The following is a 22,323-nucleotide window of genomic DNA, read 5'->3' on the forward strand; positions in this document are numbered from 1 at the left end:
GGGGGGAGGGGGTGGGGGCGTGGGCGCAGGAGCTGCTCACCCGGCTGTTCGACAGGGTGTCCTACCGGGACAAGCTGTCGTCCCAGGAGCGCTGGCGGTACGAGGAGGCCAACCGCGTCTCCCGGCGCTTCTGCTCGCGGATGATGGGGCACGTCTCCGGAAGGCGGTTGGACAGGCTCCTGGCGGACCTCCGGTATGCCTACCGGCTGGGAGCGGAGGCGAAGCTGAGTCACTTCGTCCACGGTGGTTGAGTCCCCGCGGCCCGCCTCCTTCGGTTAGGGTAGGTGGGCATGCCACGCGAGGCGTCCGCAGGCGGGATTGTCATCCGGGAGAGTGACGGCACCTGGGAGGTGGTCGTCATCCGTCCGCATGGCCGTCCTCTGTGGGCGCTGCCCAAGGGGCACGTGGACCCGGGGGAGACTCCGGAGCAGACGGCGAGCCGCGAGGTCCACGAGGAGACGGGGCTCACCGCCGCGCTCATCGCGCCGCTGGGTGAGATTCGCTACGTCTACCAATTCAGGGGGCAGCGCATCTTCAAGCGCGTCCACTTCTTCCTCTTCCGCTACCAGGAAGGTGCGCTGGGGCCGCTGCCGGGGCCGCGCGTGGAGGTGGACGAGGTGCGCTGGGTGCCGGTGGGACAGCTGGTGCCCCTGCTCGGCTACAAGGGAGAGAAGGCCGTCGCCGCGCGCGCCGTGCGGTGGATGCGCGCCCAGGGGCTCATCCCGGAGGCCCCTTCCCCGGCCGTAAGGCCCGAGGGGAAGGGAACCTAGGACCTACGACTACTTGCGGGCGTCTTCGGGGGTGTACTTCCCGGAGAGCGCCTCGCGCACGTCGCGGTCGAACTTCACGCGGCCCGTGGCCACCTCGCGCAGGGACAGCACGGGGGGCTTGTTCTTGGAGCTCTCGATGATGGGGCGGGCGCCGGCCATCAGCTGACGCGCGCGCTTCGCACCGAGCAGCACCAGCGCGAACCGGTTGTCGACGAGGGGGAGGCAGTCTTCGACTGTGACGCGAGCCATGGAACGTCCTTCGGATTTCGGTGGGGCTACCTGAAACGGTGAAAACTAAAGACCACCCCGGGGGGAGTCAAGGAAGGACGCACGGGCAGGGCCGCCGGGCGGACAGGCGCTGTCCCACCCTGGAAGCCTGGATTCGGTGGATCAGGTGTACCACCAGGCCCAGGCGATGAGGACGACCTGGAGGGGCAGCCGGACCCAGAGCAGGGGGGCGGGGACCTTCTTGAAGCGCTCGGGCTGGAGGGCCATCTGGAGGTTGGCCGGGAAGATGGCGACGAACAGGGCGATGAGTCCCCATGCGGACACCGCGCGCGTGGCGGGAACCAGCAGGCCCACGCCCAGCAGGACTTCCGCCACGCCGCTCAGGAAGACCAGGGGCCCGTGCCACGGCAGGTACGGCGGCATCATCCGCACGTAGGGGCGCGGGTTCACGAAGTGATTGATGCCACCGGCCACCATGAACAGGCCGAGCACGTACATCAGGACGGTCTTCACCATGTGCCGGGAGTCCTACGCCCCCGCGAAGGCCGTGTCGACGATGGAGCGGGCTTCCTGGAGGATGGCCTGGAGGTGGGCGTCGTCGCGGAAGCTCTCCGCGTAGATTTTGTACACGTCCTCGGTGCCCGACGGCCGCGCGGCGAACCAGCCGTTCTGCGCCACCACCTTGAGCCCGCCGATGTCCGCGTCGTTGCCGGGCGCGCGCGTGAGGCGCTGGAGGATGGGTTCTCCCGCGAGGCTCGTCGCCTTCACCGCCTCCGGTGAGAGCTTCTTCAGCACGGACTTCTGCGCGGGCGTGGCCGCCTGGTCGATGCGCGCGTAGTACGGCGTGCCGAAGCGCCCCGCCAGCTCCTGATAGTGCTGTCCCGGGTCCTTGCCGGTGCGCGCGAGAATCTCCACCGCGAGCAGGTCGAGCAGCATGCCGTCCTTGTCGGTGGTCCACACGGTGCCGTCGCGGCGCAGGAAGGACGCGCCCGCGCTCTCCTCACCGCCGAAGCCGAGCGAGCCGTCCAACAGCCCGTCCACGAACCACTTGAACCCCACCGGCACCTCGACGACGCGGCGGCCCAGGCTCTTGGCCACGCGGTCGATGAGCCCGCTGCTCACCAGCGTCTTGCCCACCGCGGTGTCCGCCTTCCAGCCGGGCCGGTTCTGGAACAGGTAGTGGATGGCCACCGCGAGGTAGTGGTTGGGATTCATCAACCCGATGGAGCGCGTGACGATGCCGTGCCGGTCCGAGTCCGCGTCGTTGCCGAAGGCGATGTCGTACTGGTCCTTGAGCTTCACGAGATTCGCCATGGCGTACGGCGACGAGCAGTCCATGCGGATCTTCCCGTCATGGTCCACCGGCATGAAGCGGAACGTCGGGTCCACCGTGGGGTTCACCACGCGCAGGTTCAATCCGTAGCGCGTGGCGATGGGCTCCCAGTACGCGACATTGGAGCCGCCGAGCGGATCCGCGCCGATGTGCAGCTTCGCGCCGCGCAGGGCCTCCATGTCCACCACGGTGCCCAGGTCCTCGACATAGGGCGTGATGAAGTCGTGGGGCTTCACCGTCGGGGCCGTGCGCGCCTTCTCGTAGGGCGTGCGCTTCACGCCCGCGTTGCTGGTACCGAGCAGCGCATTGGCGCGGCGCTCGATGCCCGAGGTGACATTCGTGTCCGCGGGGCCGCCGTTGGGCGGGTTGTATTTGATGCCGCCGTCCTCGGGCGGGTTGTGGGACGGGGTGATGACGATGCCGTCCGCGAGCCCCGAGGCGCCCCGGCCTTTGTTGTACGTGAGGATGGCGTGGGAGATGACAGGCGTGGGCGTGGCGCCGTCGGTGAAGCGCACCTGGACGCCGTTGGCGGCCAGCACCTCGAGCGCGGTCTGCTGCGCGGGCGCGGACAGCGCATGGGTGTCCATGCCCAGGTACAGCGGCCCGTCGATGCCCTGCTGCTGCCGGTACTCGCAGATGGCCTGCGTCACCGCGACGATGTGGGCCTCGTTGAAGCTGGTGCGCGCGGAGGAGCCCCGGTGGCCCGACGTGCCGAAGGCGACGCGCTGCTCGGGCACGGCCACGTCGGGACGCTCCGCGTAGTAGCGCGCGCGCAGCTTCTCGGGGTCGATGAGGAGGTCTTCCGGCGGGAGCTTTCCAGCGAGGGGATGGGCCATGTCGCCGCCAACATAAACGCGCCGCGCGACGGATGGATCTCCCATGTGAGGGAGCTGTCCTCGGGTGGACCCAGACCCTCCCGGGCTCGAAGCGGGTGCCTCGCTACGAGCCGGTGGCGCCGGAGGGGGAGGGGGGCGCCTCCTGCTCGGGGAGGTAGAACGCCCCGGAGCGCGCGGCGAGCACCGCCGCGGTGAGCAGGCCCACCGTCAACCCGAAGACGGCGATGCCGGCCAGCGTCACCCAGTCGGTGACACCCGAGGGCTGGAACAGCGCGGTGAAGGGCGTGGCGAAATCGAAGCCCTTCTCGGGCGCCTTGCGCAGGTTCTGCACGGCGGTGAGCAGCGCTGTCGTCATCGCGCCCAGCACCATGCCCACGACGGCCGCGAAGGCGGCGCTGCCCATGAGGACGGGGCGGGTGACGGCGCGGGTGGTGGGGCGGCTCTGCACGTCGAAGTCCGGGTCCTTCACGCCCAGCGGCACGAAGCGCGCGAGCAGCAGCAGGCCGGGGATGCCGCCCACCATGGTGAACCAGAAGAAGGGCTCCCAGCCGATGGCGTACACGAGGAAGCCGGCGATGGGGCCCGCCACCACGCGCGGAATGGAGAAGAGGCTGGAGAGCAGCGCGAACTGGGTGGCGGAGAAGCGCTTCTGCGTCAGCCGCATCAGCAGCACGGAGAAGGCCCCGGTGCCCAGGCCCTGTGTCACGTTCTCGAAGCCGATGGCGATGTACATCAGCCACGGCGTGGGCGCCCCGGCGCGCGCGACGAGCACGTAGCCGATGTTGGACACAATCTGGATGACGCCGAACACCCAGAGCGCGCGGCCCAGGCCCAGCACCGTCGTCCACGCTCCGCCCACGAGCGTGCCGGCGATGGTGCCGAACAGGCCGATGGTGCCCAGGGCCACGCCCCGGTGCAGGTCGCTGTAGCCCATGTCCACCAGGAAGGGCCGCAGGAGCGTGCCGCCGAGGTTGTCGGCCAGCTTGTAGAGGAAGACGAAGGCGAGGATTTCGAGCGCCCGGTGCCGCGCGAGGAAGCCCACGAAGGGATACCAGACGGCGTCCTTGAGGGACTTCGGAGGCGTGAAGCGCTCCTCGGGCTCCGGCGCGAAGCGCGTGACGATGAGCATGGGCAGGTACAGCACCGCCAGCCCGATGACGACCCACTTCCACGACACGCGGCCCGCGAGCGTAATCGCCGCCGAGCCCGCGATGAACATGGCCGCGCGGTACACCGCCACGCGCGCCCCCACCGCCACGCCCTGCTCCTCCTTGCGCAGCACCTCCACCGCGTACGCGTCGATGGCGATGTCCTGCGTCGCCGCGGAGAACGCCACCGCCATGGCCAGCGCGCCCACCACCCACGCGGTCTCCGGATGTTCTCCGATGCCGGCGAGCGCCAAGGTCGTCGCGAAGAGGGCCACCTGCGCCACCGCCATCCAGCCCCGCCGCCGGCCCCAGAAGGGCGGCACATAGCGGTCCATCAGCGGCGACCAGAGGAACTTGAAGGACCAGGGTGCCTGCGCCAGCGTGATGATGCCCACCACGCGGATGTCCACGCCGATGCTGCGCAGCCAGTCGGGGATGGCGATCCACACCAGGCCGAGCGGCAGGCCCGAGGAGAACGAGAGCAGCGTGACGGAGGCCGTCCGCCAGGAGGCCATGGCCCGCGCCAGACTGGCCCAGGTTCCCGGCCGCGCTGCCTGCTCTCCACTCTTGCCCTGCTGCTCGCTCATGGCGGCGGACTCTATACCAGCCGTGCTCGCGGCCCAGGGTGTCCCGCGCGCTTCCGCTCGGAGGGTTGGCCGGTTACCGGTCCAGCGCGGACATGTCCGGGCAGGAGCTGCGCAGGCCCTCGGTGGGGTTGAGGAAGTCCCAGCTCCGGGAGATGAACGTCACGCGGCCCTGCGCGTCCCAGCACTCGGTGTATTTGGCGCCCAGGATGTCGCCCTTGATGATCTCCAGGATGCCCGTCCCCCGGCCGTCCGGTGCCCAGCGCGTGGTGAGGGCCACGTCTTCGCGCAGTCCGCCCTGGACGAAGTCGGTGTCGAGGATCTGGAAGGTCATCTCCGCCAGGTCCCCCTCCGCCTCGCGGTAGATGTAGCGCGAAGGCAGCAGGGTGGGCACGTTGCTGACGAACACCAGCTCCACCCGCGTGGGGAGCTTCCGCGTCTGGTAGTGGATCTCCTCGCGGTCCAGGAAGGGGATGTCCAGGAAGCGCTCTTCCCGGGCCCGCTTCAGGTCCATGATGAGGCTGCCCTCTCCCTTGCGGACGCCGCCATTGGCCTGGAAGGAGCCCGACATGAAGCTCCACCACGCGTCCTCGCCCTCACCGACGTCCCGGTACTGGAGCTGGTAGTCGAACCGCTCCCCTTCACGCGTCATCACGAAGCGCGTGTCGAACTTCATGTCGTTGCGCCCCGGGATGGGCCCCCACACCCGACGGTCCGGCTCTCGCTTCGTGGGCGTGTACTGCTGGATGGCCTCCAGCGAGGAGAGGATTCCGTCCACCGCTTGGTTGAAGCGCAGGCCCGTCTCGTCCGTGTCGCCGACGATGCCCGACGAGTCCCCCAACCGTCCCGCCTGCTGCGCGGACTTGCTGGCCACACGTGCGCCCCAGGCTTCGCCTTGGGTCTTCCCCGGCATCGACGCCGTCAGGTCCTCGCGCCGGGGGAAGGCGTTGAGGAACTCCAGGTCGTCGTTGGAGAAGTCGCCGCCACATGCGGCCAGGGCCAGACACAGACAGATGGGCACCAGGTGTCGCATCGAACGCTCCCTCAAGGCTGATACGTGACGAGCGCGCCCAGCTCCCAGAAGCCCAGCGAGCGTTGCTCATCCACGGTGTAGAGGAGGTAGTGGAGCCGCGCGCGTCCCGTCACGTGCAGGCGCCGCAGGGGTTGCCACCGCAGGCCCGCCACCAGGCCCGGGGAGAACATCGCGTACTTCTGGTCCGGGTACGTCGCTTCCTCGAAGTCGCGGCGCATCACCAGATACGCCATGCGCGCGCCCACGAAGGGCGCCACGGTGCCTCGCGGCCACTCGGACGTGAGGGTCGTGCCCAGGCTCGTCACCGAATACTTGTAGGGCGGTCCACTCAGGGTCGGCAACGCCAGCAGCGCCTGTTTCCCGCCCACCGCCACGTCCACGCCCCACACCCAGTCGCGGCGGAAGTAGTCGTGAAGCTGCGCCTCCGCGCCCAGCATGCCCACCGACAGGAACAGCGACTGGCGCGTGGGCGCATCGAAGAAGGACTGCACGCCACCGGACACGCCCACCGTCCACCACGCTCCGCCCTCCGGCGCCGCGCCCTTCACCGGGTCGTCCGAGAACGGCGCGTCTCGCAGCCGCGCCTCTTCCAGCACCACCTGCCGTCCCCGGGACACTTCCACTTCGCCGATGCGCAGCCGGTCCGACAGCCTTCGCTTCACGCGGTACGTGCCGGGCGCGAGCGCCACGCGGCGCTCCACGTCGGGCGTCTTGTCCAGCTCCGCCACCACCATGCCGCCCGGGTCCACGAAGTAATACATGCCCGCGGGCGCGAGCCCTGGCACCACCAGCCCGTCGCCGCCCGCGCGCAGGTCCGTCAGCACCAGGTCCCCGTTGCCGGCGAGGTCGTAGCTGAACGTCGGATGCTGAGCGCCCCCGCTGCTGGCCGCCGTGTCCGCCACCGTGCGGGCGTAGGCATGCGAGTACGCCTCGAACAGCGTCACGCGTCCGTCACCGCTGCGATCCGCGTCACCCAGCAGGCCACTGGCCAGATGGTGCGAGAAGTAGCTGCCGCGCAGCGCGTCCGACTCCTGCGAGTCCTCGTCCGCCGAACTGGAGGTGAGGATGACCAGGCCCCGCGCATCGCGCGCCGCGCCGGACTCGATTTCGAAGGCAGGTGCCCGTCGCGCGCCCTTGGTGCGCGTCAGCGCGCCAGAGCGGCACGAGTCGAGAATCGCGATGCGGATATCCGCGGGCGCGTTCGACAGCCGCTGCTTGAGGTCTTCGAAGCCCAGCCGCGTGTTGCCCAGGCGCAGCGTGCCGTCCTTCGCGTGGCCGGAGTAGTAGACGAGCAGCGCCGTGCGCTCACCTCGCGCCCGAGCCTCCTTCGCTCGGGCCTCCAACTGCGTCAGCGCCGCGAGGAAGTCCTTCGAGGACTCGTTGAGCAGCAGCATCGCGTCGCCGGGCGCGACACCGCCCAGGCGCGCCAGCAGGCCGTGCATCTTCCGCGCGTCGTCCTGTGCGAAGCGCAGGGGCCGCGTCTCGTCGCCGCCCTCGTCGTTGCCCGCCACCAGCGCGAAGCGGCGCAGGCTGTCCGCATGCGCGGCCGAGGCCCCGAGCACGAGGAGGGCGGCCAGCGCGCGCCAGGAAGGAAGCAGGGGAGGGCTCATGGCTTGAACAGCACCCAGTGCGTCTGCGCACCCGGCACGTCGAGCTGGGACATCCGCTCCACCTCGCCGTTCGCCGCCGTGAACGCACGACGGGTCGCCTCCACCACCGACTCCACCGTGAACGGTTCATCCCCGAGCACCAGCACCACGCGCTCGGCCCCGGAGCCGGTGAACTCCCAGCTCCCTTGCAGCCAGTGCAGGTCCTCGCCGGACTCCACGGGGGCGCTCGCGCCGGACTCCGGATGCAGCGCCGTCACCTCGCCGATGGCATCCACGGACACGGCGGCCACGTAGCGGTGGGTGCCCGCCTTGTAGCCCAGCATCACCCGCTCACCCGGTTCCAGGGCCTCGGGAGCCTCCGGCTTCACCTCGCGCTGGGGTCCGGGACCTCCGCCGATGCGCAGCTCCGCGATGTCCGCGCCGCCCTTGCTCCGGTCCCAACCCGGACCCTGATTCAGCAGCGGCCGGGCCAGCACCACCATCAGCACCGACGCGGCCAGCGCCACCGTCGGAGCGAGCCAGCGCCGGGGGGAGGGCTTCAGCGCGTCACGCCGCTGCTGTCGCTCCAGCGCGCGCTGTACTCCCATCTCGAAGCGCTCGAAGGGAAGCGCTGCTTCGAAGTGGGCCTGGTTCGACTCGAGGCCGCTCAGCACGGCGCCACACGATTCGCAGCTCGCCGCGTGGGCGCGCGCGCGGGTGGCCTCGGGCGAGCCCAGCTCACCGGCCCTCAGGCGTCGCAGTGTCCACTCCGACTCGTGCGCGCTCATCGAACCCTCAGCTCCTCTCCACCCAGCGCGGCGAAGTGCTCCAGCCGCTTGCGAATCGTGGGCACCGAGCGCCCCAGCAACGCCGCCACCTCTTCCAACGTCATCCCATCCACGTGGTAGTGCACCACCGCCGACTGCGTCTCCGCATCCACCCGGGACAGCAGCCGGCGCACCAGGTCCCGCGTCTCCATCTCTCCCGGACCCCCATGGGCTTCCGGGCGCGCGGCCGCGTCCCGCTCGAACCACTGCCTCCAGCCCGCCCGCTCCGAGCGGAGCTGGTTGAGACAGTGGTGCGTGGCGATCTTCATCAACCACGTCAGCGGCGAGGCATCCGCGCGGAAGTCGTCCGCGTGGGCGAGCGCTCGGGCGAACACGTCGTGCATCGCGTCCTCCGCCCTCGCCGCGTCCTTCAACAGGTAGCGGCAGCGTCCCATCACGCTGCCGCCGTACCGCGTGTAAAGGTCGCGCAGGAAGTCCCGCCGGTCCTGCTGGGGACCCCCCTGGATGACCCTGAGGGCCGGCTGGCGCGTTCCTGTCACGCGCCGCAGACTACCGCGAGCCGGCTCACAGCGTGGAGTAGACCGCCGTGCTGAAGCTGCCGCAGGCGCTCACCGTCCCGTAGCCGATGGCCGGGTTGTAGCTGACCGCGTGGTAGGCGCTTCGGAAGTTGCTGTCCCAGCACTCGTTGATGGTGGCCTCGCCGAACAGGTCTCCGCCCGACAGCTTGATGTCCGAGCGACCGAGGCCCGTGCGCTCCCAGCGGCTCTTGATGGACAGCTTCTCCAGCTTCGAGCGCGTCGGGTCCACGTCGATGTTCTGCTTCACGACGTAGTCCAGCTCGCCCCCGGTGCCCGGGGCCTGCTTGAAGCGATAGTTCGCGCTCGCCAGGGTGCCTCCGCCGGCATCCACCTGGAAGTCCGCCTCCACGGAGGCCACCGCGTTCGGGGCCGTGCGCGCGTAGCGAATCTCCATCGTCGCCACGCCCGTCTCGCCCTCGTTGCCAGGCAGGGAGTTGTTCTTCTCCCAGTCGATGAGGAACTGTCCGGAGCCATAGCCGGAGCGGCGCTCGCCATCATCATCGACCGCCGCCGTGTGCGAGCCGGCCAGCACCGTCTTGAAGTTCGTGTCGGGCTCGATCTTCGCCTTGGCCGCCAGCACCCACCCGTAGGTGTCGTCATCGGTGCGCGTGACGGTCAGCTTCCAGGTGATGGGGCTCAGGGCCTCCGTGTGCGGACCCCACACCGCGACGTCGCCCTGGATGGAGGACGGCGGGTGCTTGACGATGGCCTCGATGAGGCCGAGCACTCCCAGCGTCCCACCGTTGATGCTCGCGGCGGCGGCCACGGTGAGCACGTAGTACTCCGACGTCTGGTTCTCGGCGGAGGCCGCGGTCAGTCCCTGACCGTCCGGGCCGGGCGAGGCCACTTCCACCATCTGCTTGGAGGGAAGTCCCTCGCGGAACGAATCGGCGTCCTGCTTCGAGTCAGGATCGCAACCGGCGAGCAACAGGGAGGCGCACAGCAGGCTCTTGCGCAGCATGGTCCTTCTACCTTTCGGATGGCCCCCGGCGGGCCGTGCAGCAGCGTGTTCGCCTCAATGGACACAGCCCCGCCGAAAAACAGAAAGCACGCCTGCCTGGTTCTGAAATGCGCTGGGATTCCAGGGGGTTGGAGGTCGCTCGGACGCCCCTCGGGCGACTTCACCCGGCCTTCGGACGGCGGAAATGCACCGTCCCTACCTTTCGCCCATGGAAAAACGACACCCCAACCATCCCGGGGAGATGGGCACGGACGCCTCGCTCGCGGAACGGGAGCGCACGGCGGATGAAATCAACGCCCGCGCACGGGCCGTGGGGCTGTTGCGCGACGCGGGGGTGCCCTTCGTGGTGGGAGGTGCGTACGCATACGCCACCTATACCGGCATCTACCGGGACACGAAGGACCTGGACCTGTTCCCCCGCAAGGCGGACGCGCTCCGGGCGCTCCAGGTGCTGGAGAAGGACGGCTGGCGCACCGAGCGCACCGACGAGGTGTGGCTCTACAAGGCCTTCAAGGGTGACTACTTCGTCGACTTCATCTTCTCGTCCGGCAACGGCGTGGCGGTGGTCGACGACGAGTGGTTCCAATTCGCCAAGACGGCCACCGTCTTCGGGCACGAGTGTCTGGTGGCGCCCGCCGAGGAGATGATCTGGTCCAAGGCCTTCGTCGTCGAGCGCGAGCGCTACGACGGCGCGGACGTCAACCACCTCATCCTCAAGGCGGGCCACGTCATGGACTGGGACCGGCTGATGCGCCGGTTCGACCGGTACTGGGAAGTGCTGCTCAGTCACCTGATGATGTTCCGCTTCGCCTATCCCTCCGAGAGGGACCTGGTGCCGGAGTGGGTGATGGCGGAGTTGATGCGCCGCACGCTGGACAGCATCCGCGAGGGGCGCTGGGAGGAGAAGCTGTGTCGCGGCAACCTCGTCTCCAAGGTGAACTACCACGTGGACATCCACCACTGGGGGTTCAGGGACGGGCGGGCCTGGGACGAAAACGAACGACAGCAGGGGGGCGAGCGTGGCGAGGGATCCGAGCTCGAAAATTCGATTGGCGGCAGTCGGTGACCTGCACTGCCGGGAGGACCAGCACGGACGCTTTCGCCACCTCGTCAAGCAGGTGAACGCCACGGCGGACCTGCTGGTGCTGTGTGGGGACCTCACGGACCGCGGCATGCTCGAGGAGGGCAAGGTGCTCGCCGAGGAGCTGTCCGCGCTGCGGGTGCCGTGCGCGGCGGTGCTCGGCAATCACGACTACGAGCACGGCCAGGTGAAGGACATCTGCGCGGAGCTCGCGAAGGTGGGCATCCACATCCTCGATGGGGACCACTTCATCTTCGAGAAGGTGCTCGGCGTGGCTGGCGTGAAGGGCTTTGGCGGCGGCTATGGCAACGCGACGTTGCAGGCCTTCGGCGAGGCGCAGACCAAGGGCTTCGTGCAGGAGGCGGTGACGGAGTCGCTGAAGCTGGAGGCGGCGCTGAGCCACCTCGACACGCCGAGGAAGATCATCATCATGCATTACTCCCCCATCCCGGAGACGCTGGAGGGGGAGAACATCGAGATCCGCCCCTTCCTCGGGACGAGCCGGCTGGCGATGCCCATTGATCACTACGGCGCGGAGGCGGTGTTCCACGGACACGCGCACCACGGCGCGCTCCAGGGCAAGACGAAGAACGGCATCCCCGTCTTCAACGTGGCCATGCCCCTGCTGGCCCGGCACACGCCCGACCAGCGCTACGTGCTGCTGGAAGTGTGAGCCGGACTCAGGCGGTGACGACCATCCCGGCTTCCACCTTCACGGGCCAGGACGTCAGCGACGCACCGCTGCACGGGCCGCCGACGCACTTCCCGTCGTCGGGTTGGAACAGGGCGCCGTGCCACGCGCAGACGATGAGCTGCTTGTCCGGCGTCAGGTAGCGGTCCAACACGCGCGCCAGCGGGAGCCCGGCGTGGGGGCACCGGTCCACATAGCCGTGGACCTGGGTGCCCTTGCGCACGAGGAAGCCGTGGAAGAACGCCTCGCCAATCTGGAGCACGATGTTGCGCGAGCCCGGGTCCTCCAGCGAGTCCACCGGGCAGAGCTCGACGTCGGAGGGCGTCGTCCAGACGCGCTGCCTTGGAGGCAGGCTCAAGGCAGTCGGGCCTTCTCGAACCCGGCCCAGCAGTCGTCGTAGTCCAACTGCATCGCCGGCGTCTCCACCGCGAAGCGCGTGGGGCGGATGGTCCACCGGGACTCGAACATGAACGCGAGCGTGTCCTGAATCTTGTGCGGCTTCAGGTCCGCGCGGAGGGCCTGCTCGTAGCTCGCCCGGTCCGGACCGTGGCCGCTCATGCAGTTGTGCAGGGACGCGCCGCCCGGAGCAAAGCCTCCGGCCTTCGCGTCATAGACACCCTGCACCAGCCCCATGAACTCGCTCATCACGTTGCGGTGGAACCACGGCGGCCGGAACGTGTTCTCCGCCACCATCCACCGGGGCGGGAAGATGACGAAGTCGCAGTTGGCCGTGCCCGGTGACTCGCTGGGCGAGGTCAGCACCGTGAAGATGGACGGGTCCGGATGGTCGTAGCTCACCGTGCCGATGGTGTTGAACCGCGACAGGTCATACTTGTACGGCGCCAGATTCCCGTGCCACGCCACCACGTCGAGCGGGGAGTGGTCGAACTGGGACGCCCACAGGCGCCCCTGGAACTTCTGGATGACCAGCGTCGGGCGGTCCACGTCCTCGAACGCGGCCACGGGCGTCAGGAAGTCGCGCGCGTTCGCCAGCCCGTTGGATCCGATGGGCCCCAGGTCTGGCAGGCGGAAGAGGGCGCCGTGGTTCTCACAGATGTAGCCCGACACCGGTCCTTCGGGCAGCTCCGCCCGGAAGCGTACGCCCCGGGGCACCACGCCCATCTCGCCGGGCCGCAGGTCCAGCACGCCCAGCTCCGTCACGAGCGTCAGCCGCCCGGCCTGCGGCACGATGAGCAGCTCGCCGTCGGCGTCGTAGAACACCTTGTCCGTCATCGACCGGTTGGCGAGGTACAGGTGGATGGCGATGCCCGCCCCCGTGCCTGGGTCTCCATTGCCCGCGTAGGTGACCAGGCCCTCGACAAAGTCGGTGGGCGCGGTCGGCGCCGGCTGGGGACTCCAGCGCAGGCGGTTGGGCGTGGGCGGGACCTCGTCGAACGGACCACCGCGCAACAGGCCCTGGGGATGGACCTTGTACGCGGGATGGTTGGCGCTGGGCCGCAGCCGATACAGCCACGAGCGCTTGTTCTCCCGGCGCGCCACCGTGAAGGCCGTGCCGGAGAGCTGCTCCGCGTAGAGCCCGAACGGGGCGCGCTGCGGCGAGTTGCGCCCCACGGGCAGGGCACCCGGGACGGCCTCCGTGGCGAACTCATTGCCAAAGCCGGAGAGATAGTCACCGGGCGCCTGTCGGAGCCCGCTCTTCGGAGGTACCGCGGTTCGATTCTCGAGAGTCACCGTGTCGCTCCTCCGAAGTCGGGCCGGAGACTACTTCCGGGTCTTGTCGACCTTGATGACGCCGCGGCGGATCTGATCCAGCTCGATGGACTCGAACAGCGCCTGGAAGTTGCCGTTGCCGAAGCCCTCGTTGCCCTTGCGCTGGATGATCTCGAAGAAGATGGGCCCGAACAGGTTCTCGGTGAAGATCTGCAGCAGCAGGCCTTCCTGCTGATTGCCGTCGATGAGGATGCGGTTCTTCCGCATGCGCTCCAGGTCCTCGCCGTGGTTGGGGACGCGCGAGTCGACCAGGTCGTAGTAGGTCTCGATGGTGTCCTGGAGGTCCACGCCGCGAGCGCGCAGCTTCTCGACGGTGCTGTAGATGTCCTGCGTGGCCAGGGCCAGGTGCTGGATGCCCTCGCCCTTGTACTCGCGGATGAACTCCTCGATCTGCGACTTCTCGTCCTGGCTCTCGTTGAGCGGAATCCGGATGGCGCGGTCCGGCGCAATCATCGCCTGGCTGAACAGGCCCGTGGCCTGGCCCTTGATGTCGAAGTACTTCTGCTCGGTGAAGCCGAAGATGCGGTTGTAGAAGGACGACCACGTCCGCATCTCACCCCGGCGCACGTTGTGCGTCAGGTGGTCCAGCGACTCCAGGCCCACGCTGTTGCGGGCCTCGGCCTCGACGGCGCCGGGAATCTGCACCCAGGAGTCGTAGATGGTGCCGCTCGGACCGTGTCGGTCGATGAGATACAGCAGGCTGCCACCGATGCCCTGGAGGACATAGAAGCCCTCGCCCAGGGAGCTGGCGGCGGGGTCGGCCGGGATGGCGCCGCGCTCCAGCGCCATCTCGTACGCGGTGCGGGCATTGGCCACGCGGAAGGCCATCGCGTTGGCGGACGGGCCGTGGGCGGCGCGGAACTCGGCGGCCTGGCCCGTGGTCTCCCGGCTGATGAGCAGGTTGATGTCACCCTGCTTGTAGCGAACCAGGTCCTTGCTCGGGTGCTTGGAGAAGGCGGTGAACCCCAGCATCTCCACCAGCTTCACCATTGCCTCGGGGGCGGGGCTCGTGAACTCCACGAACTCGAAGCCATTCAGTCCAAGAGGGTTTTCCGCCGTGCTCATCATGACCCAGCCTCCGCGAAACGTCTGCGAGTGTGCCTTGGAAGGTAGGGAGTGGCGGCCAGGGAGGAAAGCACAAAGCGCTGCCAGAGAATGTCAGGCTCTTTCACAATCTCCAGAGGGAGGGCCCATGCGAATGCGCACGGGCGGCGCGTCAAACGCGGCACCGCGTCGCGTCACCTACGGAGGGTCGTGGATTGTCACGACAGGAGCGGGCTCATCCTCACGGACCGCGTGCTTCCGTGGGCTCCGGTGCGGGGGCGCCTTCCATCAGGTCTTCAGCCCGCACCGGCAGCACGAGTCCTTCGATGGAGACCTCCATCACCTCGGGCCCCGAACCCCGCACGTAGCTCAAGCCCGACGAGTCGGGCACGTCGCCGCCCAGCCACAGTCGCGCCAGCTCGCGTCCATCCGCGCCCAGCAGCACCGCGCCGCGCGAGGCCTCGTCGATGCCGTACTTCGCCCAGCTTCGTGGCTTTGCGTCTCCGAAGCTCGTGGCCTTCAGTGCGCCCAGTGCGCGCAGCAGGGAGACGACGCGGAAGTGCTGGGCCTTGCCTTGCTTCGGTGACTCCACCCGCCACGACTCCGTGCCGCCATCCGTCTCCGAGGCGTTGACCAGGATGATGGGGGCCGCGCCTCCGCCAGGGTGGAACACCACGCGTCGCACGTCCTCGCGCCGGAAGCTCAGCACGTGCTTGTCCTTCAATTCGTGGACGTCCACGTCGAGCACCGTGAGCGCGCCGTCCGACACCTCGGCCAGCACCGCGTCCGGGCCCTGCTCCCGCAGCGCGTGGATGCGCGGAGTGCCGTCCTCCATCACCTGGGCGAGTCGGATGCGCACGGGCTCGCCCGAGAGCGGAGTGAAGCGCGCATCGACGAGCGGCGACTCCAGTCCCAGCTTCTTCCGCATCTGCGCGGAGTCCGAGGGGAAGGCGAGCGCCCGGTGCTCCTTCAAGTTTTTCAACAATGTCGCCACCCGAGCCTCGTCCGCGCGCTCGGCCACGGGTTTCGTCAGGCGCCACTTCGTCGTGCCCGTCTCGTGCTGCAGCACGTAGCTTCGCTCCTGGGCCCGCACCTCGATGCTCGCGAGTGCGGTCGCTTCCAGTCCGCCGAGCAGCTCCTTCGAGCGCAGCGCGAAGGTGTCCTTGTCCAGGCTCCATCGCACCGAACCCTGGGCCGCGTAGACCTTCGAGTCCCCGTCACGACGCACGTACACGGACCCGTCGAAGGTGTTCTCGACGCCGCCGTGCAGCGTCACCGTGTGCTGGCGGCTGGGGACGTCGTCACCTCCGCCGCTCGCATCCGGCAGGAAGGCGTGCGCTGTCACGCTGAAGACGGGCGACTTGAGGCCGTACTTCTCCAGGTCGGCGTCGGTGGGCGCGTTGTTCACCAGGGGACTCGACGCGGTGCTCCCCAACGTCTCCAGCAGGGCCTCCACCGCGGCGGCCTCCGCGCGAGCCTTCACGGGAACGACGATTTGCCACGCGCCATCCGGCTCGCGCGCCAGCTCCGTGGTGTCGCCCTGGGCCCGCACGGTGATGCGAGTGAACACGGGCGCGGCGGCCTTCGCCCCCTGTGTCGCGCTGGACGGCGGGGCGAACAGTTTCTCTGACACCGCCGGGGTCTCGGAGCCTCGCCGCGAGGTGCCGTCGGAGCACGCGGACAAGGTCAGTCCTCCCGCGCCCAGCGCGAGGACCGCCACCGTCACGAACGCCTTGCCCGTGGCGCTCACTTGTTCCGCCGGGTCAGCCAGATGGCCAGTCCCAGGCCCATCATGGTGAGGGGGAGCAGGTCGGTGGAGATGAAGCGGATGTGGTCCATGTCGTCCGCGTCCAGCTCCAGCGTCGACACCTCGCGGTCCGGGGGGCGCAGGGTGACCTTGGTCACCTGATTGGAGGCCCAGCCCAGCGCGTTCATCACGAGGTTGCGGTTGGGCTCATGGCCCCAGTTCGGATCCAACAGCAGCTCCGCGTCACCCATCACCACGAGTCGCGCCTCGTCGAAGCGCTTGTTGGCGGCGTTCTTCGTGTCGCGGACGATGGCGGCCACGAGCGTGAGCTGGCCCGTCTTTTCGCCATCGGAGGGGACCGCGTTCTCCTCCGGCTTGGTCTCCACCCAGCCGTACTGAGAGGTGTGCACCACGGGCTCCACGCGCACGCCTTCCGCGAATCCCTCGCGCAGCAGCGTGAGGCTGCGCGGCGTGGGCAGCTCCACGTTCAGCCCGCGCTGCCGCAGCGGGAGCACCATCGCGTGGTTGCTGTAGAACCGCGAGAGCACCACGTAGGGATTTCCGCTGTTGAACTGCGCGTCGGCGGCGATGCCCTCGTCGAGCTGGATGCCGTACTCGGCCAGCAACCCGCCCAGACCGTCCTCCAACCCCGCGTCCGTGAAGTAGAGCAGCCTGCCGCCGCCCGCGAGGTACTTGCTCAGCACCTCCACCTCCGGCGTCGTGAAGCGCGCGCGAGCACCCGCGATGATGACCAGCGAGGCATCCCGGGGCACGTCCGTCGCGCCCGCCAGGTACATGGCCTCCGCGCCGTAGCCCTCCTGAAGTAGCTGCCTGCGCAGCTCGGACATGGTGGCGCCCGGGTCATTCGGGGCCGCTTCGTCCTTGGCCAGCGGCCACTCACCGTGGCCGGTGACGAAGTACACCCGCTGCGTGCCCACCGCGTTCAGCTTGATGAGCGCGTTGGTCAGGTCCTGCTCGGAGACGGCCTGCAGCGTCGTGTGCGCCTCGCCACGCACCAGCACCACACTCGCCTGACCCTCCTTGAGCTGGTACTTCGCGGCCAGGTCCGGGCTGCGGCGCGCGTCCTTGAACGTGTACTCGAAGTGCTCCGGCGCCTGCGCGCGGTAGCGCTGGAACAGCGTGTCCAGCAGGCCGTAGGACTCGTGCGTCGGAGGCACGAAGCCAATGGCGAGGACCTTCTCCGGCAGGGCCTCCAGCGTGGCGAGCGTCTGCGGCGCCAGCGTGTGGATGCGTCCCTTCGTCAAATCCCAGCGAGGACTCTTCTGGAAGGCGACGTAGTTGAGCGCCACCAGCGCGAGCAGGGCGGCGACCACGGTGAGTCCCGAGCGCAGGAAGAAGAGGCTGGAGCGGTGCGAGGCGAGCTTGCCGAAGTGCTTCAGGTTCGTCGCCAGGTACACGCCGAGCAGCGCGAGGCCCACCGCCGCCTTCACGCCCGCGGCAATGGGGTTGCCGGAGGTGACGAAGAGGGTGAAGGGGCTCGACAGGAGCAGCAGGAGCCCGAAGGCGCCCAGGTATCGACCGAGGAGGGTCGCATTCATGTGCGGGGATTCCCTTTCGCGTGAGCGCGGGCCATGTCAGGCCCAGCGCCGCGCTTCCACGGTGCGGTGGGTGAGCAGCAGCGAGAAGACGATGACGGAGGCGAAGAACACGAGCGTCTGCACGTCGAGGATGCCCTTGAGCATGTTCTGCAACTGCGCGTCGAAGGAGAGGTACGTCAGCACCGAGCGCAGCGGCTCCTCCGTGGCCTGCGCCACGCCGGACAGCAGCATCCACGGTAGGAGGACCGCGAAGGTGAGGAAGGCCGCCAGCATCTGGCTCTCCGTGAGCGCGGAGATGAACATGCCCACAGCCATGCACGTGGCGCCCCACAGCAGGATGCCGCCGTAGCCCAGGAGCACGGTGGGCCACTCCAGCGCGGTGCCGGACTCCGCGTGGCCGAACGCGGAGAGCACCAGCGGGAAGATGAGCGTGAGGCCCAGCGTCGCGGAGATGATGCCCAGTCCGCCCAGGTATTTGCCCAGGACGATTTCAATGGGGCGCACTGGCGCGGTCATCAGCAGCTCGAACGTCTTGTTGCGCTTCTCCTCCGCGAACAGTCGCATGGAGAGGAAGGGCGCGATGAAGAGGGTGATGATGATGACCATGCCCCACAGCTGCACCATCACCCCGTCGGTGAGGTTGCGGTAGGCGGTCATGTCCGGAGGCATCATCGCCCACGTGACTTCCCGTGCCTGCTCCTGCACCTGCTGGAACGTCGCGAGCAGGTTCACGAAGAAGAAGGACGAGAGCGCCACCATCGCCGTGAAGACGCCATAGGCCCACGGGGTGGTGAAGAAGAGGGACAGCTCCTTGCGAGCGATGGCCAGGGCGATGCGCATGGACCGGGGGGTTCCTTGAAGGAGGGGACGGGCGTCGCGCTCAGGCGGCGGTCAGCTTGATGAAGACCTCTTCCAGCGACGCGCTCTCCGAGGTGCCCTGGGAGCCGGCCAGCTTGCGGAGGTCGTCGTAGGCGACGATGCGCCCTTGGTTGAGGATGAGGACCTTCTCGCACGTCATCGTCACTTCCGGGAGGATGTGCGTGGAGAGGATGACGGTGTGCTTGCCCGCGAGGCTCTTGATGAGCGCGCGCACCTCCGCGCGCTGCGCGGGATCCAGCCCTTCCGTCGGCTCGTCGAGGATGAGGACCTGGGGCGAGCCGAGCAGCGCCTGCGCGATGCCGACGCGCTGCTTGTAGCCCTTGGACAGGTTCTGGATGAGGCGGCCGAGCACGTGCGTGACGCCGGTGAGGCCGGCCACCCGCTCGACTTCGCCCTTGAGTTCCCGGGCGGGCAGGCGCTTGAGCGCCGCGACGAACTTCAGGTACCCGTGCACCGTCATGTCCGGATAGAGGGGCGGCGCCTCCGGCAGGTAGCCGATGCGGCGCTTCACCTCCAGCGGGTGGGTGAAGACGTCGAAGCCTCCCACGCGGGCGACTCCCTCCGAGGGCGGAAGGAAGCCGGTGAGAATCTTCATCGTGGTGGACTTGCCCGCGCCGTTGGGCCCGAGGAAGCCGAGGATTTCGCCCTCTTCGACGCTGAAGGTGAGGTCGTCGATGGCCACGCGGTCGCGATACCGCTTGGTGAGGTGCTGTACCTCGATCATCGCCATGGGCAGGCTCCAGGAGAGACGCGCTCGACCCTGGGCCGCCGGCCGTGGAGGTGTTTCTCGGACGGCCCGGGCAGACCGTCGCCGACTATAGGGGCCGACCTTGGGGTGTCAAGGCGACGCCCGGCTCCTGGCCCGGGTGCTTCACCGCGCTGGCCGGGCTCCTGCAAGACTGCGCTTCGGTGTGGTTCCCCGGACACGCCCAACAGGGGTAGTGAGACGCTCATGCCTATCGTGGTCCAGAAATACGGCGGCTCGTCGGTGGCCGACGTGGAGAAGATTCGCAAGGTGGCGCGCAGGGTGAAGGACAAGCGCGACGCCGGGTACCAGGTGGTGGTGGTGGTGAGTGCCATGGGCGACACCACGGACGAGCTGCTCGCCCTGGCCAAGCAGGTGTCCCCGGACCCCGCGCGGCGCGAGCTGGACATGTTGTTGACGTGCGGCGAGCGCATCTCCATGGCGCTGCTCTCCATGGCGCTCCAGGAGATGGAGGTGCCGGCCATCAGCTTCACGGGCAGCCAGAGCGGCATCATCACCAACGACGCGCACGCACAGGCGCGCATCGTCGAGGTGCGGCCCTATCGCATCCACGACGAGCTGGCGCGCGGCAAGGTCGTCATCGTCGCCGGCTACCAGGGCGTCTCCTACAAGAAGGAAGTGACGACGCTGGGGCGCGGAGGCTCGGACACGACGGCCGTGGCGCTGGCGGCGGCGCTGGAGGCGGAGGCGTGTGAAATCTACTCCGACGTGGATGGCATCTTCAGCGCGGACCCGCGCGTGGTGCCGGATGCGCGCAAGCTGGAGTCGCTCAGCTATGACGAGATGCAGGAGCTGGCGAGCGCGGGCGCCAAGGTGCTCAACGCCCAGGCGGTGGAGTGGGCGAAGTCGCGCGGCATCGCCATCCTCGCGCGGACGGCGCATGCCCCGGGCAACGGCACGGTGGTGCGCGAGCTGACGGCGCCCTCGGACAGTCGGGTGAAGGGCGTGACGGCGGACTCGGAGCTGGCGGTGCTGGCGGTGGGCGAGCAGGTGCCGCTGCCGGAGCTGTTGGAGTTCCTCGACGCCCGAGGCGTGCGAGGCCGCTCCCTGGGCTTCGACGGGCTGCCGGGGGGCACGGCCTATGCGTACCTCCTGGTCCCGCTGGCGGACATCCACGGGCCGGAGGCGCTGCGCAAGGAGCTGGCCACACGCTTCGACGGAGCGGTGTCATGGCGCGAGGATCTGGGCACCGTCACCTGCGTGGGCGTGGGGCTCAACGCGGACTGGGCGCCGCTGAGGCAGTCCCTGGCGGCGGCGGAGGAACTCGGCGCGAAGGTGCATGCGGCCCACACGTCACCGCTCCAGCTCACGCTGCTCGTGGACAAGCTCCACCTCAAGCCGCTGACGGCGAGGCTGCATCGGGAGCTGCTCGGCGCGTGACGTCCAACGAGTCGCGGTCCATCGACAGCAAGCTGTCGCCGCGCGTGGACCGAGGGGCGCACGGGAGAGGACCTCCCCGTATCAAGCCGGGAGGTCCTCTCTCTCGCCCCCGCTATTCGGTGAGCGCCGCGGTGGCGGCCTGGGCATCCGAGGGGCAGTCGGACTCCACCGCGCCGACGTCGGGCGCCGAGCCGCAGAAGGGCAGGCCCAGGTCCATGCCCCGGTCGACCGCACCCGTGCCGGGCATGAAGGTGTTCGTGTCCACCAGCGCGTTGGCGGACTCCGCGGAGCTCACGTCCTGGCCTTGCTGCTTCCACGCGGCCAGCAGCTCACCCACCCAGGAGTCCTCGGGGATGAAGAAGTTGCCCTTCGTGAAGTTCGCGCCCTGCAGGTACACGTTGGCGGCCAGGTCCAGCCCGGAGGTGTAGGGCCCCAGGTTGACGGCGTTGCGCGTGGCGAAGAGGTTGTTTCGCACCGCCACGTTGGTGGAGTCGCCACCGGTGCCATGTCCGAGCACCAGCGCGAAGCCCTTCGTCCCGGTGACGGTGTTGTGCAGCACGCGCACGTCGACGCCGTTCTCGATGCGGATGGCGGAGCCCTCGGGCATCTTCAGCGAGTGGACTCGGTTGCGTCGCACGGAGATGTTGGTCGGCGGGGCGCCCACCCGGTTGCCGCCCACGGCGATGCCCAGCGCGGCGTCCGAGATGTCGTTGTCCTCCAGGACGACGTTCTTCGCGGAGTAGTGCACCACCACCGCCTCACCTCGTGACGTCGAGGACTTGGTGAAGCCGTGCATGCGGTTGCCGCGCACGGTGACGTCGTGGCACGTCTTGATGTCCACGGCGTTCTCACGGTTGTCGTACATGTGATTGGCTTCGATGAGGACGCCGCTGGCGGGCGCGTCGTTGCTGAAGCCCTCGGGCCCGAGGCACTGCACGGAGTCGCCCGAGTTGTCGTGGATGTCGTTGCCGCGCACGGTGATGTCCTTCGACGTGGGGGCGATGACGACGCCGTGCGAGTCGTCGGACCCTCGAGCGAAGTGATGGATGTGGTTGTTCTCGATGGTGACGCCGCGCGCGCTGGCGTCCGTGCTGATGCCGCTGCCGAAGGCGCCGTGGTGCAGGTCGTTGTTCGCGAGCACCGTGCCCTGGGTGTCTCCGGCGAAGGTGACGGCGATCTGCCGCTGGCTCTTCACGTCGAACTCGAAGCCCTCGATGCGCCAGTTCGGGCGCTGCACCAGGACCATGTACCAGCCGCTGGAGGTGGGAACGAGCTTGGGCTTGCCCTCGCCGAGCAGGGTGATGGGCGCGCTGGTGGTGCCGGCGCGGACGTTGGAGTCGAGCACCAGCTTCTCCGCATAGGTGCCCTGCTGGACGCGGATGATTTCACCGGGGCCCACCAGGGTGAGCGCCTTGGCGATGGTGCGCAGCGGACTGGCTTGCGAGCCGGCGGCGGTGTCGTTGCCCGACGGGCTGACGTACCACTCGCGCGAGTACCGAGGCGGGGCTGGCTCCTCGGGCGTGGGAAGGGGCGAAGGTGTGGTGGGCTCCGGGGACGGCGTGGGCACCTGCGTCACGGGAGGCGTCGTCGGCTCGGG

21 protein-coding genes and 1 pseudogene are annotated in these 22,323 nt (G+C 68.9%); 5 read left to right on the forward strand and 17 right to left on the reverse strand.

Annotation, left to right across the window (positions count from 1 at the left end; all coding sequences use genetic code 11):
* Window positions 1–251, forward strand: a pseudogene (locus HR086_RS27805) (hypothetical protein); the annotation flags it as partial.
* Between the two features lie 39 nt (window positions 252–290).
* Window positions 291–770, forward strand: coding sequence for an NUDIX hydrolase (locus HR086_RS27810; protein WP_141644809.1), 480 nt, complete (start codon window positions 291–293; stop codon window positions 768–770).
* Between the two features lie 9 nt (window positions 771–779).
* Here the strand turns inward: HR086_RS27810 and rpoZ are convergent, their stop codons facing one another.
* From rpoZ to HR086_RS27855, 9 genes are all read right to left on the reverse strand, one after another.
* Complete coding sequence (gene rpoZ, locus HR086_RS27815) at window positions 780–1,019, reverse strand: DNA-directed RNA polymerase subunit omega (protein WP_141644810.1); 240 nt, start codon at window positions 1,017–1,019, stop codon at window positions 780–782.
* A 141-nt stretch (window positions 1,020–1,160) separates the two neighbouring features.
* Window positions 1,161–1,514, reverse strand: a complete 354-nt coding sequence (locus HR086_RS27820; protein WP_174467131.1) for a DoxX family protein — start codon at window positions 1,512–1,514, stop codon at window positions 1,161–1,163.
* A gap of 12 nt (window positions 1,515–1,526) precedes the next feature.
* Window positions 1,527–3,167, reverse strand: a complete 1,641-nt coding sequence (pgm, locus tag HR086_RS27825) for a phosphoglucomutase (alpha-D-glucose-1,6-bisphosphate-dependent) (RefSeq protein WP_174467132.1) — start codon at window positions 3,165–3,167, stop codon at window positions 1,527–1,529.
* A gap of 103 nt (window positions 3,168–3,270) precedes the next feature.
* Window positions 3,271–4,902 (reverse strand): MFS transporter, encoded by a 1,632-nt coding sequence (locus HR086_RS27830; RefSeq protein WP_174463072.1) that lies wholly within the window; start codon window positions 4,900–4,902, stop codon window positions 3,271–3,273.
* Between the two features lie 73 nt (window positions 4,903–4,975).
* On the reverse strand, window positions 4,976–5,932 hold the full coding sequence (locus HR086_RS27835) for a hypothetical protein (protein WP_174453599.1): 957 nt from the start codon (window positions 5,930–5,932) through the stop codon (window positions 4,976–4,978).
* Window positions 5,933–5,943: 11 nt separating this feature from the next.
* On the reverse strand, window positions 5,944–7,542 hold the full coding sequence (locus HR086_RS27840; protein WP_174453600.1) for a caspase family protein: 1,599 nt from the start codon (window positions 7,540–7,542) through the stop codon (window positions 5,944–5,946).
* Window positions 7,539–8,309, reverse strand: a complete 771-nt coding sequence (locus HR086_RS27845) for an ACP synthase (RefSeq protein WP_174467133.1) — start codon at window positions 8,307–8,309, stop codon at window positions 7,539–7,541. Before HR086_RS27845 ends, HR086_RS27840 begins: the two co-directional genes overlap by 4 nt.
* Complete coding sequence (locus tag HR086_RS27850; RefSeq protein ID WP_174467134.1) at window positions 8,306–8,848, reverse strand: sigma-70 family RNA polymerase sigma factor; 543 nt, start codon at window positions 8,846–8,848, stop codon at window positions 8,306–8,308. Before HR086_RS27850 ends, HR086_RS27845 begins: the two co-directional genes overlap by 4 nt.
* A 25-nt stretch (window positions 8,849–8,873) precedes the next feature.
* Entirely contained in the window at window positions 8,874–9,848 is a 975-nt protein-coding gene (locus tag HR086_RS27855; protein WP_141644817.1) for a hypothetical protein, read from the reverse strand.
* A 241-nt stretch (window positions 9,849–10,089) separates the two neighbouring features.
* On the opposite strand from HR086_RS27855, the gene HR086_RS27860 reads away from it, so the two are divergent.
* Both HR086_RS27860 and HR086_RS27865 read left to right on the forward strand, forming a co-directional pair.
* Window positions 10,090–10,914 carry a nucleotidyltransferase gene (locus HR086_RS27860; RefSeq protein WP_174453691.1) on the forward strand — a complete coding sequence of 275 codons (825 nt, stop codon included), beginning with the start codon at window positions 10,090–10,092 and terminating at the stop codon, window positions 10,912–10,914.
* Window positions 10,898–11,602, forward strand: a complete 705-nt coding sequence (locus HR086_RS27865) for a metallophosphoesterase (RefSeq protein WP_141644819.1) — start codon at window positions 10,898–10,900, stop codon at window positions 11,600–11,602. Before HR086_RS27860 ends, HR086_RS27865 begins: the two co-directional genes overlap by 17 nt.
* Before the next feature lie 7 nt (window positions 11,603–11,609).
* Here the strand turns inward: HR086_RS27865 and HR086_RS27870 are convergent, their stop codons facing one another.
* From HR086_RS27870 to HR086_RS27900, 7 genes are all read right to left on the reverse strand, one after another.
* Entirely contained in the window at window positions 11,610–11,978 is a 369-nt protein-coding gene (locus HR086_RS27870; protein WP_141644820.1) for a Rieske (2Fe-2S) protein, read from the reverse strand.
* Window positions 11,975–13,312, reverse strand: coding sequence for a homogentisate 1,2-dioxygenase (gene hmgA / locus HR086_RS27875; protein ID WP_174467135.1), 1,338 nt, complete (start codon window positions 13,310–13,312; stop codon window positions 11,975–11,977). The genes HR086_RS27870 and hmgA overlap by 4 nt, the downstream gene beginning before the upstream one ends.
* A gap of 30 nt (window positions 13,313–13,342) precedes the next feature.
* Window positions 13,343–14,419: a 4-hydroxyphenylpyruvate dioxygenase gene (gene hppD / locus HR086_RS27880; protein WP_174467136.1), complete on the reverse strand. Its 1,077-nt coding sequence runs from the start codon at window positions 14,417–14,419 to the stop codon at window positions 13,343–13,345.
* A gap of 217 nt (window positions 14,420–14,636) precedes the next feature.
* Entirely contained in the window at window positions 14,637–16,145 is a 1,509-nt protein-coding gene (locus HR086_RS27885) for a DUF4340 domain-containing protein (protein WP_174467137.1), read from the reverse strand.
* On the reverse strand, window positions 16,142–17,701 hold the full coding sequence (locus HR086_RS27890; protein WP_174467138.1) for a Gldg family protein: 1,560 nt from the start codon (window positions 17,699–17,701) through the stop codon (window positions 16,142–16,144). The genes HR086_RS27885 and HR086_RS27890 overlap by 4 nt, the downstream gene beginning before the upstream one ends.
* Before the next feature lie 36 nt (window positions 17,702–17,737).
* The gene (locus HR086_RS27895; RefSeq protein ID WP_174463067.1) at window positions 17,738–18,541 is read right to left on the reverse strand and encodes an ABC transporter permease; all 804 of its coding nucleotides are present in this window, start codon (window positions 18,539–18,541) and stop codon (window positions 17,738–17,740) included.
* A gap of 40 nt (window positions 18,542–18,581) precedes the next feature.
* On the reverse strand, window positions 18,582–19,304 hold the full coding sequence (locus HR086_RS27900) for an ABC transporter ATP-binding protein (protein ID WP_141644831.1): 723 nt from the start codon (window positions 19,302–19,304) through the stop codon (window positions 18,582–18,584).
* Window positions 19,305–19,532: 228 nt separating this feature from the next.
* Between HR086_RS27900 and HR086_RS27905 the strand changes: the two genes are divergently transcribed.
* Entirely contained in the window at window positions 19,533–20,726 is a 1,194-nt protein-coding gene (locus HR086_RS27905; RefSeq protein WP_174467139.1) for an aspartate kinase, read from the forward strand.
* A gap of 112 nt (window positions 20,727–20,838) precedes the next feature.
* On the opposite strand, the gene HR086_RS27910 is transcribed toward HR086_RS27905, so the two are convergent.
* A partial coding sequence (locus HR086_RS27910) for a nitrous oxide reductase family maturation protein NosD (RefSeq protein ID WP_174467140.1) occupies window positions 20,839–22,323 on the reverse strand: 1,485 nt, incomplete at its 5' end.

It is taken from the genome of Myxococcus sp. CA039A, from assembly GCF_013336645.1.
Taxonomy (GTDB): Bacteria; Myxococcota; Myxococcia; order Myxococcales; family Myxococcaceae; genus Myxococcus; species Myxococcus llanfairpwllgwyngyllgogerychwyrndrobwllllantysiliogogogochensis.